13 protein-coding genes are annotated in these 14,078 nt (G+C 35.4%); 5 read left to right on the top strand and 8 right to left on the bottom strand.

All coding sequences use genetic code 11. The features are described 5' to 3' along the window. The first annotated feature begins 72 nt into the window (after nucleotides 1–72). Nucleotides 73–486, top strand: a complete 414-nt coding sequence (locus HUS24_RS07910; RefSeq protein ID WP_173911544.1) for a hypothetical protein — start codon at nucleotides 73–75, stop codon at nucleotides 484–486. A gap of 3 nt (nucleotides 487–489) precedes the next feature. After that, nucleotides 490–1,155, top strand: a complete 666-nt coding sequence (locus HUS24_RS07905) for a CDP-alcohol phosphatidyltransferase family protein (RefSeq protein ID WP_173911543.1) — start codon at nucleotides 490–492, stop codon at nucleotides 1,153–1,155. Between the two features lie 38 nt (nucleotides 1,156–1,193). Here the strand turns inward: HUS24_RS07905 and dusA are convergent, their stop codons facing one another. Further along, entirely contained in the window at nucleotides 1,194–2,186 is a 993-nt protein-coding gene (gene dusA / locus HUS24_RS07900) for a tRNA dihydrouridine(20/20a) synthase DusA (RefSeq protein WP_302476105.1), read from the bottom strand. A gap of 466 nt (nucleotides 2,187–2,652) precedes the next feature. Between dusA and HUS24_RS07895 the strand changes: the two genes are divergently transcribed. Next, entirely contained in the window at nucleotides 2,653–4,809 is a 2,157-nt protein-coding gene (locus tag HUS24_RS07895) for a TonB-dependent siderophore receptor (RefSeq protein WP_173911541.1), read from the top strand. Between the two features lie 134 nt (nucleotides 4,810–4,943). Here the strand turns inward: HUS24_RS07895 and HUS24_RS07890 are convergent, their stop codons facing one another. From HUS24_RS07890 to HUS24_RS07880, 3 genes are read right to left on the bottom strand one after another with little or no spacing between them, the layout of a single operon-like run. Continuing rightward, nucleotides 4,944–6,311, bottom strand: a complete 1,368-nt coding sequence (locus HUS24_RS07890) for a DUF3526 domain-containing protein (RefSeq protein WP_173911540.1) — start codon at nucleotides 6,309–6,311, stop codon at nucleotides 4,944–4,946. Next, a complete protein-coding gene (locus tag HUS24_RS07885; RefSeq protein ID WP_173911539.1) occupies nucleotides 6,308–7,747 on the bottom strand; it encodes a DUF3526 domain-containing protein in 1,440 nt (479 codons plus the stop codon). The genes HUS24_RS07890 and HUS24_RS07885 overlap by 4 nt, the downstream gene beginning before the upstream one ends. Further along, a complete protein-coding gene (locus tag HUS24_RS07880; RefSeq protein ID WP_173911538.1) occupies nucleotides 7,744–8,532 on the bottom strand; it encodes an ABC transporter ATP-binding protein in 789 nt (262 codons plus the stop codon). The genes HUS24_RS07885 and HUS24_RS07880 overlap by 4 nt, the downstream gene beginning before the upstream one ends. Before the next feature lie 329 nt (nucleotides 8,533–8,861). Between HUS24_RS07880 and HUS24_RS07875 the strand changes: the two genes are divergently transcribed. After that, the gene (locus HUS24_RS07875) at nucleotides 8,862–9,506 is read left to right on the top strand and encodes a HEPN domain-containing protein (protein WP_173912515.1); all 645 of its coding nucleotides are present in this window, start codon (nucleotides 8,862–8,864) and stop codon (nucleotides 9,504–9,506) included. Nucleotides 9,507–9,553: 47 nt separating this feature from the next. Here the strand turns inward: HUS24_RS07875 and HUS24_RS07870 are convergent, their stop codons facing one another. Both HUS24_RS07870 and HUS24_RS07865 read right to left on the bottom strand, forming a co-directional pair. Then, nucleotides 9,554–10,744 (bottom strand): MFS transporter, encoded by a 1,191-nt coding sequence (locus HUS24_RS07870; protein ID WP_173911537.1) that lies wholly within the window; start codon nucleotides 10,742–10,744, stop codon nucleotides 9,554–9,556. A gap of 18 nt (nucleotides 10,745–10,762) precedes the next feature. Further along, nucleotides 10,763–11,194 (bottom strand): RidA family protein, encoded by a 432-nt coding sequence (locus HUS24_RS07865; RefSeq protein WP_173911536.1) that lies wholly within the window; start codon nucleotides 11,192–11,194, stop codon nucleotides 10,763–10,765. A gap of 74 nt (nucleotides 11,195–11,268) precedes the next feature. Between HUS24_RS07865 and soxR the strand changes: the two genes are divergently transcribed. Further along, nucleotides 11,269–11,754 (top strand): redox-sensitive transcriptional activator SoxR, encoded by a 486-nt coding sequence (gene soxR, locus HUS24_RS07860; RefSeq protein ID WP_171531267.1) that lies wholly within the window; start codon nucleotides 11,269–11,271, stop codon nucleotides 11,752–11,754. On the opposite strand, the gene HUS24_RS07855 is transcribed toward soxR, so the two are convergent. Next, entirely contained in the window at nucleotides 11,751–12,617 is an 867-nt protein-coding gene (locus HUS24_RS07855) for an LD-carboxypeptidase (RefSeq protein WP_173911535.1), read from the bottom strand. The two genes, soxR and HUS24_RS07855, sit on opposite strands and share 4 nt — an antisense overlap. Nucleotides 12,618–12,629: 12 nt before the next feature. Further along, complete coding sequence (locus HUS24_RS07850) at nucleotides 12,630–13,556, bottom strand: DMT family transporter (RefSeq protein ID WP_173912514.1); 927 nt, start codon at nucleotides 13,554–13,556, stop codon at nucleotides 12,630–12,632. Nucleotides 13,557–14,078: the final 522 nt, after the last annotated feature.

Raw genomic sequence — 14,078 nt, 5'->3', positions numbered from 1 at the left:
ACTTTGATTGCCACACACTCATCAATCTATTACAGTGGTAGTAAGTGAATAATAGAAACAAGCTTTTCAACAATGAATAAAACAATTAAAAATACCCAACGTTATAATTTTTTATCTGCTTTTTTTGCATTTCTACTCTGGGGTTCATGGTCATTTTATATCAATATGAGTCAAGGTAGCTTAAAAGCAGGAATCATTTCAGGGCTTGCACAAGGTATTTGCAGCTTTATTATTACGTTATTTATTACTCATCTGATTGAAAAACAATTTAATTTTTATAAAGCCAAGTTTTTAAAAATATTCCTTCCACCGATTTGCACGATTCTTGTAACAGGGAGCGCGCTTATTCTCGTACATAACTTGATTCATACACCGAATATTGTAAAAACAGTTGCACCTGCATTAACTGTCGCTTTAATTTTTGCTTTTGTTACCAATTTAAAACTTTATAAGCAATATCAAGATACTGAATTTTTAGGGAAATAAAAAATGTCTCCAGAAAATAATTCACCTGAAAACCGTCGCCCACTGAAAGTGCGAGGTGTGGGAATGGTTAATCAATTTGCCAAATGGTTAAGTCAAAAGTCGATTACCCCCAATCATATTTCTTTATTAAGTATTGTTTTTGCGCTATTTGCCGCACTATGTTTGCTGCTGGTACCTCAGTATTTTGGATGGCAACGATTTGCTTTATATATCGGTGCAGCATTGCTAATACAAGGACGTTTATTGTGTAATTTATTTGATGGCTTAGTTGCGATTGAGGGTGGAAAATCAACGGCTTCAGGTGAATTATTTAATGATATTCCTGATCGGATTTCTGATCCTTTCATTATTATTACAGCAGGTTATTCAATTACTTGTGTGAGTTATGGAGATGTTTTAGGTTGGTGCGGTGCATTATTGGCGGTATTAACTGCTTATGTACGCACATTAGCTGTGTCCATAGGCGCACCTGCTAATTTTACTGGTCCAATGGCGAAGCAACACCGCATGGCGTTATTAACTTTTGCATGTGTAGTGGCAGCCATTGAACAAATCCTTTGGCAGCATGATTTTGTTATGCTCATCGCGTTGATTGTTTTAAATATGGGTGCTGCACTTACAACATGGCGTAGAGCTGTATTCGCCTATCGCTTTTTAGAAAATAAATAGTCTATAAATCAGCACCCTATATTTAGAGTGCTATTTTGTTAATTTTGCTTTTCTAAAAGATAATCTTCAGTGCGTTTCATAGCATCTTTGATGTTGCAAATCGCATTTTCAATATCTGCAAAAGTTTTGGCATTGCCACCGCTAAGTGCCTGACGCCATTTTCGAGCACCTGGCAGATTTTGAAATAAACCTAAAATATGACGAGTAATGATGGAAAGGGGAGCGCCTTCTTGCATACGTTTGGCAATATAAGGCAACATTTGCTCCATGATTTCAAAGCGGTCTGGTGCTTCTAAGTTCCAAAGCTGACCAAGTTCAGCCAATAAATAAGGATTATGATAAGCTTCTCGACCAATCATCACCCCATTGACATGCTTGAGATGCACTTGTGTTTCTGCAAATGTTTTGATGCCTCCATTAATTTCGATCAAAAGGTTGGGGCGTTCTTGTTTTAAACGATACACATCCTCATAACGCAGGGGGGGGACTTCACGATTTTCTTTTGGTGATAAACCTTGTAGAAGTGCAATTCGAGCATGCACAATAAAGTTATTACAGCCAGTTTTTGCCACAGTATCAACAAAATTTAGCATTTCTTCATAGGATTGCATATCATCAATGCCGATACGATGTTTGACAGTCACAGGAATCTCTACGGCATTTTGCATTTCAGCAATACATTCGGCCACGAGATCAGGTTCTGCCATCAAACATGCACCGATTTTATTATTTTGTACACGGTCGCTTGGGCAGCCGACGTTGAGGTTGACTTCATTATAACCCCAATCTTGTGCCATCTTGGTACAGACTGCTAAATCTTTGGGATTTGAGCCACCAAGCTGTAACACAACCGGATGTTCTTCATGGTTATAGTCTAAATGCCGATTTGCTCCACCAAATAAAATCGCACCTGTTGTGACCATTTCTGTATAGAGAATGACATTTGGATTAAATAAGCGTGCGAAAAAACGGTAGTCTTTGGTGGTCCAATCCATCATCGGTGCTACTGATATACGTGGAAGCCGTGATATATCTACGTTTTGTTTTAAATCAGTCAATTAAACACCTATTTGGGTTTGTAACTTTCTTGCATATTTTGCGTTTTCTGTATTACTTTGCAACTATATTGCAACCAAAATTTATTTTCTAAAAAATGGTTGTAAGGACAATTATATCGTTCAACTAGATTCTAAGAATAAAGAGATACACCAAATTAAGTCACTATAGATTTGTTGCAAAGATGCCTAAAGTGATGATTGAAAAATATTCAATACAAAACATTTGTCAAGCGTACTTGAAAAGCAAGAAAATGAATTAGAAAAGAATCCTCAATCATTGTCAACTCACAGCAACATATTAAAAATATGAATTGGTATAAATCGCATTAGATTCAAGAGTATTTAATTTCTTTGAATATAAATATTGTTATGTTATAACATTTCTTATTTTAAGGTGATAGATATTTTTAACATAAAATATTTATAAGAGGATAAAAAATTGAAATATAAAGTAGTAACTTTCGTTTGCACAACACTGATATGTGGAACTACAAGTGCAGAAATTGAAGTACTAGATACATTAGTCTTATCAGCAAAATCAAAAAATGATTCTGGATATATAAATCAATTTAAACAAGAGACAACAACAGGTTCAAAGCTAGGTCTTAACATTAAAGAAACACCTGCAAGTATAGAAGTAATTAATGCGAAGACCATGAGCCAAAGAGGAGACAGTACAGTAATAAGAGCTGTTAGCAAAGCCGCAGGAATAGTTGGAGGATCTTCAGGACATGGCATTTCTGGTAACTATTCTGTTAGGGGATTTACGGGTTATCCTGGGATAGATTTTTTACAAGATGGTGTAAAACTTAACGGTACAATTTTCTCGAAAAGAGCTTTAGATGTAGCAAATTTAGATAAAATTGAAGTTATCAGAGGCGCTTCATCTATACTAAATGGGGAGGGAAGTATTGGTGCTACTGTTAACTTAATTACAAAAAAACCAAATTTCAATAAAGCAGAAACTGAGTTGGGTATTAAAGTAGGAAGTGATGATAGTTATAGATTAAATTTTGGAAAAGCTGGTATAGCGATAGAGGATCAATTGGCATATCGAGTTGATGTGCTTGCAAGACGAATTGGTTCCGATTTTGAAAGTGAAAAAAGAGAGTTAGGTGCTTTAAATGCATCAGTTCTATATAAAATTAATGATCATTTATCGACTTCATTTTCTATTGAAAAGTCAAAAGATGATGGAGAGCATGATTATCAGGGAACACCATTAATAAATGGAAAATTGGACAAAAGTGTTCGAGTGATTAATTATAATAATCTTATAGATGGAATCGATAAGGGGGAGAGTTTGTGGTTAAAAAACCATATTGAATGGCATCCAACACAAGATATTGAATTAAAAAATCAACTTTACTATCAAGATGCGAGTTCGAATATTCGTAGACTCTATTACGCTGTTCAAGATAAAAGTAATCCAGACCTGATTAATCGAAGAGGTTATGACTCTCGGCAAAAACAAGATTTAATAGGTAATAGATTTGATTTTATCAATCATGCTGATGTGCTTGGGCTTGAAAATAAATTTATTATTGGTCTAGATCTAAGTCAATTAAACTTCCATCGAGAGCAATCAACATACGCAGGAAAGATACTTCCAACATCTAGGTATAATCCTGAGAAACTTTATTATAAGGATTTTTTTAATTCTACAGTAGATGATTATAAGAAACCCGATGTTGATATTAAGCTAAATCAACTGTCCGTTTATTTGGAAGATCAACTGGCCTTGACTGATGATTTAAAGTTGGTGGCAGGGCTGAGACATGATTCCTACGATATTGATTATGATTTTAAAAAGGGATTGAGTAGCGCAATAGAGCAAAAAATTGATAAAAAGCACAATGAATTTTCTTATAGAGGAGGTTTAGTTTATGATATGGATAAAACAGCCACACTTTATGTGTCTTATGCTTCATCATTTGAATCAGGAGATGCAAGTGCAAGCTTACTCACTGTCAACGCAGCTCAAGCAAATTTGGATTTGACCAAAGCTAAACAATATGAAATAGGTCTGAGAAAATCATTTTGGAAGAATAAAGCAGAATTTTCAACGAGTGTATATCACATAACCAAGGAAAATATGTTTGTAAATAATCCGATTCCTGGGGCAGGATTATTAAACGTTGGACAACAAACTGCGAAAGGTATTGAGTTAACTCTGGGTGTTCGACCAATAGAACAATTACAAATAGATGCAAACTTATCTTATACAGATTCCAAGTATGATGAGTTTATTCATAATGGTATTGATTATTCTAGGAAAACACCGAGTTCTATCCCGAAATATGTTGCAAATATTGGGCTCAGATATATGCCTATAGCAGACTTAGGGATTGGAACTTGGATAAAACACGTGGATTCGTTTCATACAGATTATGTAGGTTTTACAAACTCAGTAAAATTACCAAGCTATACCACTGTTGATTTGATGTTTGATTATAAACTGAGTAAAGATTTGACATGCTCTTTTTTACTTAAAAACTTAACTGATGAAATATACGCAACGACATCCAGAAGAGATACACAAGTTTTTTTAGGTGAGGCGAGAAGCTTTGAGTTCGGATTAAATTATAAATTTTAGATGAATAGTGATTAAAATAAATTAATTGTGTCGGTTATTTTTTGCTTTTTCAAAAGTTAAATTACTACATCTTTTTCCTATTGTCTAAGGCGACATGGATGTCGCCTAGCTAGGTTGGGGAAATGGGATATAATTCAATATGATTGAATGAGTTTTAAAGCCAATAGACCTATGATTAACATAAATAGAGCACAGATAAGAACAGATAACATGAGTTTAATATTTAACTCATTGGACTGATTCACTGCTTGGAAAACTGGTCTTTGATCAAAATCAGTATAAAAATACGGTTTTTCATTAAATAAATAGGGATAATAATGCTCTCTAATTTTTTTATGAAATTCAATAACTTGATCTTGGTGCGTCAGTTGAGCCTTTAAATCAGTTTGTGCTAAACGATGTAATGCTGTTTGAGTTGCAACACTTGGCAGAAACCATCCTAAATGTTCTGTCCACTGTTGGCGTTTGAGTAAGCTCGCGCGATATTCAGTAAACTTTGATGCGACACGTTCATCACCGACTTGATGAAAAGCGAAGTACCATTTCCAATGAAATACTTCAGCTAATGGCGCAGTATCTTTCCATTCAGGATGATGTACAAAAAATTGTTGCATGGTATCTTCTCTTGGAATCTCCCATGCAGAATGTATTGCCTGACGTTGCTCAAGCATAAGGTCTATGCCTTGTGCAACTGGAATCTGCCGAGTTATTAGAAGATTAGAAATAGTAGGTAGGATGAGTGTCAAGATAACCCATAAACTCACTAAGGTTGTTGCACTGGTTACAGCAGACCAAGCTCTGCTTAGGACAAGTAAGCAAAGTCCTAACCAAAAAGCCAAGTAAATCAAACTTATTAATATAACAATCAAACTACTTTCAATAGAAATCCTTAAATAAATTGCGGCAAAAATAAAAGGCGTGACTAATGCTAAAAAAGTGAGTGCGTAGCGCAAAAAAGTTCGTTTGAGCCATGTGGTATAGCCAAATTGAGAAAATGATTTTAATAAATTTAATCGTCCAGATTGTTTTTCAATTGAAATTAAATCATGTAATAATGCAATTAAAAACAAGGGTGAAAGATAAATCAGCACAAAAGCAAAGTCGAAATGTCCTTGTAAAACCAATTCTGGATTTAACGTTTCACCTTCATAGAGTTGAGCTTGTAAGCCTAAGGCTCTAATTCTTAAAATATAGGGGGCAACATCTCTAAGACCAAGTGCAGCAAATGCTAAAGTATTCGGAGCATCCCATGTATAGTGAAAAGTATAATAGGCTGCTGTACCAGCATTACCACCTGCAGTTAAATTTTGAAATGGTTTTGCCACCAAGGCTACATCTTTAGCTTGAATAGGTTTTAAATACTCAATCGTTTGTTGTTGAGAATAAATTTCTTTTATACCAAGATAGACAGAGCAGGTCGAAATAAGCAGCAAAAAAATAAGAGAAAATACTGAAAATTTTGAACGAAAAATTAATTTAAGCTCAGCGATCCATAAACTCATTTTATTTTCCTCTCAATATAACGCCCCGTCGGTTTGATTAAAAGCATTAACAATATAAACCACACGCTTAAAATCATAAAAGGCGTAGACATTTGTTTAACGCGTTGTGTACTCGAAAATGCTTGATAATTAAATTCAGGAAATTGTTTCCAATAGGATTGATCTAAGCGGTTTTCTTTTGTTGTATCTGCATCATCTATATAACGGATTTGTGAAGTTTCTAAATGATTTAAATATTGAACTAATTTATAACGGTACTTTTCAGCTTCTATTAGAAAATGATTAAAACTTTCTAAATCTGATGCAGAAGCAGTCATAGAAAGGCGCTTTAAAGCCAATATTGGGTTTATCCAAGAGAAAATATCTACCATTTTATTTTGCTTGTTTTGCTGCTGAAAAAGTTCTTTGTTATAACGGTTATAAAGTTCAGTGGTCATACGTTCACCTTCTTCCATGACGAGACCTTTATAATTGACTGGTAAATCTTCAACCTTGTCGACCCCATACTTTTGTAAAATTTTCTGTTTAAAATTGGCAAAATATGGATCATTTTCATTATGACTATCACCAAGTGCTTTTAATTCTTTATTTACGTTGACTTGAGTTTCTATTTTGCTACGCAAAGGAATTTCTGAATTGATAAAATCAGGAATCAAGCGAGGTATTAAAATAATTTGAATCGTCCAAACTGCAATTAAAATCAACAGAGCATCACGATTATTATTTAAGAAAGCTGAGATTAAAGTAATTCCAAGAGCCCATATCATTAACCAAATGATATAGGCAGCGATTAATATAGCAGTTAAGCTAAATGAACTATGTGCTGTAATATTGAACCAAATCAAGGTACATACAGCAGGTGCGATGATGATCAAAACCACGCAACTCAGTGCAAACAATTTTCCTAGAAAAATATTAGTTCCACTTACACCTTGACTTAGCATCAAGCGTAAAGTTCCATTTTGTCGTTCACGTGCAATAGAGGCATGTCCTATAAAAATCAAAAGTAGTGGGGCTAAAACCTGTAATACAAAGGCAGGGCTAAGCTGACCAAAACGGATTAATAAGGAGGATTGTTTTGCATCACTGAAGTTAGCTGTATTTTGCTGATGTGCCTCCAAAAATACGACATGACCGGCATAAGGATTAATTCCCATATCAAATGCAGCCAAAGGATCCATTGGGCGAAATAGGAAATGCCCAAAATGGGCAACACGATGTGGATGGCGATCTGGCTGTTCAGCAAATTCAGCATTCGCATCATTTTGATAAAGAAACTGGGCTTCATTCACATTATTTTTATAAGCAAGAGCTGTTAATAAAGAAATTATTAATAATACCAATAGTATGAAAATGGATATAACAGCGATTTTATTACGCCACATCAATAAAAGCTCATCTCGACTGATTGCTTTTATGGTCAATAATGTTTTCATGAATTGCTCCAACTGACATAACGTTGATATAACTTTTTAATATCAAATGGCTGTTCGAGTTGTTTAATATCAAATTCAGAATTGCCAAGTGCTGTTATTTCTTCGACTAATTTACCTTGGGCAATAAAACCGATCCGATCAGCAATTTTTGTGGCACCAAATAAGTCATGCGTCACCATTAAGATGGTCACTTTTTGTTCACGCAACATATGCAAGAGTTGGTTAAATTCATTCGATGCATGTGGATCTAAGCCTGAAGTGGGTTCATCTAAAAGTAAAATAGGAACTTTACGGGTAACGGCAAGTGCGATTGCTACTTTTTGACGCATACCTTTAGAAAATCCCGATGTTCTTTGATTGATTGCATCCTTTTGTAATCCTGCTCTGAGTAAGGCTTGGGTAATGGTATGCTTATCGGACTTTTGCCCTGACAGTTTTAGGAAATAGTCAATATTTTCATAAGCAGATAAATGGTCATACAACGCTACATTCTCTGGGATATATGCAATCTGTTGTAGAGCAGCGGAGCGATCTGTTGCGACATTAATATGATTGACAAAAACTGCACCTGAAAAAGGTTGGATGAAGCCTAAAAAAAGACTTAAGGTCGTGGTTTTTCCTGAGCCATTGGCACCCAAAAGAGCGTAAATTTCACCTTCATAAATCGTAAAATTAAGATCACTTAAAATTGTTCTCGTTTGATAACCAGCCCGTACATTGATTGCTTCAAGTAATTTATTTTTAGGAGATATTTCTTCAGATTGGATTTTTAAGTCCGATTGCATGATCATGCCTCTTGTTGAGTCTGTTTCTGCTTCTTTGGATATCCTGAGATGGATATCAGTGGTTTTTTAATTATGTTATAACATAACATTTGGTACGATTAAAAATTATTTTGATTGCTTTTATATGCTGAATATATTTTAGCTGAAGAGTACTTTATTTATTTTTGTTTAGTCGTGAGGACAATAGTTACAAAAAATGCTTGTGAATAAAAGTGTAATGATTCAATAAGAACTGATGATTTATAATACTTTAAAGGATTTATACTTGAGTCCTTTGCTAATGTTAAGTAAGGTTATTCCTATAAATAAAATGAATAGGAAAATAAATGATGATGGTTTTAGAAGAAACTTACAAAAGTAAGAAAGCACAAAACTCAGATACATTTAATTTAAGAATCCATCGGGGCTTAAGCTGGTTAAAACACGCAGTATTATTAGATGAAGCCTTAGATTTAAAATTTATTAGTTTATGGATTGCCTTTAATGCCATATATGCCAAAGATGGGGATGAAATTAAAGACAGGCAACAGTTTAGACAATTTTTATCGGATGTCTGTCAGGCAGACAGCGAGCATAAAATTTATCATTTGATTTGGACCAAATACAGTCATGCAATCCGTATTTTGCTCGACAATCCTTATACATTTCAACCTTTTTGGGATTATCAAAATCAGAAAATCAGCCAACAGGCTTGGAGAGAGAGTTTTGATAAAGATAAAAATAAAGTCCATCGTGCACTACAGCAAAAAGACAGTATTGAAGTGCTTTATGTGATTTTTAACCGATTATATACGCTACGTAATCAAATTATGCATGGTGGTTCTACTTATAATAGTTCATTGAACCGTGCACAACTGCAAGATGCATGTAATATTCTGACAGCATTATTGCCAGCATTTATTCATATTTTATTGGAAAATGAAAAAATTCTAAACTTAGGTAAACCTTTTTATCCAGTCGTACAAATGTCTTAAAATTATTAACATATTTAAAGTCCCTAAAAATAGGGACTTTTTATTCATTATGAAGTTTGAACTTTATTTAAAAATAAACGATCCAATACTGCGAAAAAAGCCGATCCAATAACTAAACTTAAACCCACTATACAGCTCATTGTCCAGCCACCGTGATGCCATGCGTAGATGCCTAAGGCTGAGCCACAAGCACCTCCTGTAAAATAAGTCGTCATATAAATAGAGTTAATGCGTGATTTTGCATCAGGGCGTAAACGGAAAATAATATTTTGATTGCTGCTATGTACGATCGCCAAACCTAAACTAATGATGCCATAACCGAGAATGTAGCTGATTAAAGATGTTCCACCAAAATATAAAAATCCCCAGCTGAGTGCCAAAATGGCAATTCCAATCCACGTTAAGCTGTTGGTATAACCTTGATCAGCAATTTTACCGATTTTCGTGGTACTTAAAGCACCAAACACGCCGATTAAAGTTGCAACACCGACTATGACATCGGGTAACTCAAAAGGTTTTGATGTGAGTAAAACCGCAATAGTGGAAAATAAAATACTCATAGCTGCAAAGGCAAATCCACCGATCAATGAGCGATAAACCAAACGTTTTTCTTCAACAATTAATTTTGCCATCGACTGAAAAATACGGTGATAGCTCATTTTGAATGTGGTAACTGTCGGTAAACGAGTTCTCAACAAAAAAGCGAGAACGAGCATGAAAATAGCACTTACGGCATAGATCACTTTCCAATGAAAAAGGTCAGATAATAATCCAGCTAAACTGGTTGAGAGCAATAAACCAACCAATAAACCACTCATTAAAAAGCCAACAACTTCACCCGTTTTTTCAGGTTTAACTGCCATCGTTGCAAGAGGAATTAGAACTTGAGCAGCAACAGAGAATAATCCTGCGATAATCGTTCCCATCCAAAGCATCGGCAAATTTACTGCAAAAGCACAGAGTAATAAGCCTAAGGCGGCAAAAGCCATCAACAAAGGAATAAATTTGGTTTTATTCACGATGTCACCGACAGGTACGATAAACAATAAGCCTAAAGCATACGATACCTGTGCAAATGTAACGGTTAAGGCAACTTGTGACTCAGGCACATGAAAATATTGCTGTATAGAATGCACCAAGGGCTGACAATAATAATTTGCTCCCGCACATAAACCACAGGCAATCGCCATTAGCCACAATAACGCTTTATTTTGGCTAATATCGAGTTCAGCTTGCATAAATGCTCCGCATGAGGGTTATAAACAATAAGCTGTTGCTTCAATTTCTATTTGCATTGCAGGAAGCGCAAGACAAGGCAAAGGAATCAAAGTACATGCAGGAAAAGCGTGATTTTTCCATAACGTTTGCATTTCTTGGATTAAAAACTGGTGTTTTTTGGTGGAATGATCAACCACTAAAATGCGTAAAACAGCGATATCCAGCAATGAGGCATCTACATGAGCCAGAGCCAATTGTAGATTTAAAAATGCTTGATGAGTTTGCGCTGCAAAATCACTGGATAATTGTCCTTGTTGGTTTTCTCCACCTTGTCCAGAAATATGAAGCACACGTAAAAAATGCTTTACTTCTGCGATGTGACTATACGCAAATGCACGTGGATTATAAAGTGTGTTTGGGTTAATGAGCCGAAAGGCTTGGATACTCGAAAGAGAAGCTTCTGTATTCATAAACTGACGATCTATATTGCAATATATAATTTTGCTAGTATCAAAGCTCAAGTTAACTTGAGGTCAAGTGATTAGTGAAAAATAATCAGACGCATACGTGGCTGACGATTGGCGAATTGGCAGAGCGTAGTGGTGTGAGCGTACCGACGGTACGTTTTTATGAAGAAAAACAATTGATTTGGAGTACTCGTACACAAGGCAATCAACGTCGATATCAACGGGCGATGTTGAGAAGAATTGCAATTATCAAAGTTGCACAACAGGTGGGAATCAGTTTACAGCAAGTCAAAGACGCATTTTCAGTCTTACCCAAACAGCAAATTGCCAGTAAAAAAGATTGGGCAAAAATGTCTAAAACATGGCAAGCACAGCTTGATCAGCAGATCATTGCTTTATTGCAATTGCGCAATCAACTCGATAAATGTATTGGTTGTGGATGCTTATCCTTAAAAGAATGCCCATTACGCAATCCTGAAGATCAGTTTGCAGAACATTCAGCAGGTGCGCATTTTCAAACCGTCTTGTTGTCATTGTTGGAAAATGATCAAAGTGAAAATTAGATCGTTAATAGTGCATCTTGAATACGGCCTTTTTTACCGAGCCAAAAAGGGCGGTTATGCTCGCCATGTCCAAACCAATCACATTTATATAAAGGAATATTCAGGGCTTCAAGATGTTCATTTAAAATTTGTGTCAAACTGTGCGGCACATTTTTTTGTGGACAATGATAAAAATCACCTAAAACTACGGCTTTTAATAAACCAGTATCAATGCTTTGTAATAACTGTATAAAAGAACGTTCAATACAATAATAAGGCTCCCCCACATCTTCAATCAATAAGATCGAAGGTTGTTTTAATTGAAGATGATATGGCGTGCCCTGTAAGGTGCACAAAACTGTTAAATTGCCCCCTAAAATATGAGCATTTGTAATGTTAAAACACTGTGCAAAACTATTTAATGCAGTTAAAGCATAAGTATTTGTTGATTGAGTATTCAGTAAGGCGATACTTTCTAGCGCATCTGTAGAGAGTGGCGCATTTTCTAGATTTTTACAGGCAATTTCCTGAAATACAGGTGCATGCAGCGCAAAGCCACCTTGCATTGCGATATAATTCAACAAAACGGTACTGTCTGAATAGCCAATAATCGGCTTATTTAAAATCCATTCTTGTAAATAAGGCAGAAGCATTGCAGCGCCTGTACCACCTCGCGCGCACCAAATCGCATCAATTGCGGGATCTTCACAAGCCTTTTTTAAATCTTGTAGACGTTGCTCTGTAGTTCCTGCCAAATAACGATATTGTTCAAATACATGCTCAGCAAGACTCACCTCATGCCCTAAGCGTTGTAACTTTTCTTGTGCGAGTTCAACTTTTTCAATATCTACACACGCACTTGGCGCAACAATGTGAAAATGCATAATTTACCCAGATTATTGTGCGAGTTTCTTTTTCGACAGGGTGATCATCATGACACCAATGATATTCAAGATGCAACCTAGCCATTGAATTGTATTCATATGCTCGCCTAATAAAGCAACAGCCAAAATGATCGTTAAGATCGGGCCAATTGAGCCAATCATGGCGGATTGTGCTGCACCTAAACGAGAAATACTTTGTGCAATTAAAATCGTTGGCAAGACTGTGACAAGTAGACCGAGTGCAATACCATACCAAATAACTTTATTCGGTAATTGTACAAGTAAAGCCAAAGGTTGTGGCGTGGCGAGCATAAAATGTATTAATGTTCCAAAACACGCAATGCTCAGTGCTAAACCTGTATAGTTCCAAGAACCAAAGCGTACAATCAAACGCGGGGTTAATAGAAGATAAGCAGCAAAGCAGACTGCACTTGCAAAGACCAAACTGACGCCTAACCAAAAATTGCCCTCGTGTGCGACGTTATTTTGTTCTTGAAGCATGACCATAACGGTTCCACCATAGCTGAGCGCAATGGCAACACTACTTTTTAAGCTCAGTCTTTGTTTATAAATGGCACAAGATGCGAGTACAGTTAAAGTTGGATATAAAAATAAAATGATGCGCTCTAAGGATGCACTGATATACATCAAGCCAGAAAAATCTAACCAACTTGAAAAATAATAGCCCAGTAGACCTGCAAAAATAAGCAAAGCCCAATCTTTCCATGCGATATTTTGATTGCGTTTGAGGTTGAATAAACAAATTAACAAGAAAAAAGGTAAAGCACTCGCCATACGTAATGCCATCAGCACCGTACCATCAACCAAGGGCGATAAAGCATAGGCTTGTTTAATGAAAATTGCTTTAGTACTAAAAAGAAAAGCGGCAACCAGTGCAAACAATGAACCCAATTGCACCTGCGATAGCGAAAGTTTCATCATTGTTATTCAGCACTCAATTGGGGCTATGTAGGATGTTTAGGTTGAAGTATAAAGCTTCTGAACTGAGAGATAAAATGCAAAAAAAGAATCAATCTCATCAAAATATGGAATGAAAAATAAATGAATGATCACGTATTTCATCAACAGAGCATTCGAAATTGAGTTAAATCAAATAATCATAATGAGAACAATTATCTGAATAATAAATGCACTATAATTGTGCAAATTATGGCAAAGTGTTTCGAGATTGCTATTTTGTCATCATTTGGCAAAATGGCGAATAAAAAAAGTTAAAAATTTTTTAATTTAAAAATGGACTGAAATAGGGCATTTTAATTTATTTCGCACAAGTACTTTTATTTATTAATGAAATTAAAAAAAGTAATAGAAAAAACTTGGCATAATTGACAGTTTTTGCCTGAAATTAAGTCAATAAAATAGCTTGAATAACACTATAAAATTGTCAGAAAAGCTAATTCTAGAAAAAAACAGGATAAATGGCTTGTTTTCTAAATAAAT

Source organism: Acinetobacter sp. Marseille-Q1618 (assembly GCF_902809855.1).
GTDB lineage: Bacteria > Pseudomonadota > Gammaproteobacteria > Pseudomonadales > Moraxellaceae > Acinetobacter.
This window is presented reverse-complemented; position numbering and strand designations above follow the sequence as displayed.

What these genes read in the sequence shown, in the direction of transcription:
- HUS24_RS07910 (WP_173911544.1), top strand. Translation starts at nt 73, where the DNA reads ATGAATAAAACAATTAAAAATACCCAACGTTATAATTTTTTATCTGCT.
- HUS24_RS07905 (WP_173911543.1), top strand. Translation starts at nt 490, where the DNA reads ATGTCTCCAGAAAATAATTCACCTGAAAACCGTCGCCCACTGAAAGTG.
- HUS24_RS07890 (WP_173911540.1), bottom strand. Translation starts at nt 6,311, where the DNA reads ATGAGTTTATGGATCGCTGAGCTTAAATTAATTTTTCGTTCAAAATTT.
- HUS24_RS07885 (WP_173911539.1), bottom strand. Translation starts at nt 7,747, where the DNA reads ATGAAAACATTATTGACCATAAAAGCAATCAGTCGAGATGAGCTTTTA.
- HUS24_RS07880 (WP_173911538.1), bottom strand. Translation starts at nt 8,532, where the DNA reads ATGCAATCGGACTTAAAAATCCAATCTGAAGAAATATCTCCTAAAAAT.
- HUS24_RS07875 (WP_173912515.1), top strand. Translation starts at nt 8,862, where the DNA reads ATGATGGTTTTAGAAGAAACTTACAAAAGTAAGAAAGCACAAAACTCA.
- HUS24_RS07870 (WP_173911537.1), bottom strand. Translation starts at nt 10,744, where the DNA reads ATGCAAGCTGAACTCGATATTAGCCAAAATAAAGCGTTATTGTGGCTA.
- HUS24_RS07865 (WP_173911536.1), bottom strand. Translation starts at nt 11,194, where the DNA reads ATGAATACAGAAGCTTCTCTTTCGAGTATCCAAGCCTTTCGGCTCATT.
- HUS24_RS07855 (WP_173911535.1), bottom strand. Translation starts at nt 12,617, where the DNA reads ATGCATTTTCACATTGTTGCGCCAAGTGCGTGTGTAGATATTGAAAAA.
- HUS24_RS07850 (WP_173912514.1), bottom strand. Translation starts at nt 13,556, where the DNA reads ATGAAACTTTCGCTATCGCAGGTGCAATTGGGTTCATTGTTTGCACTG.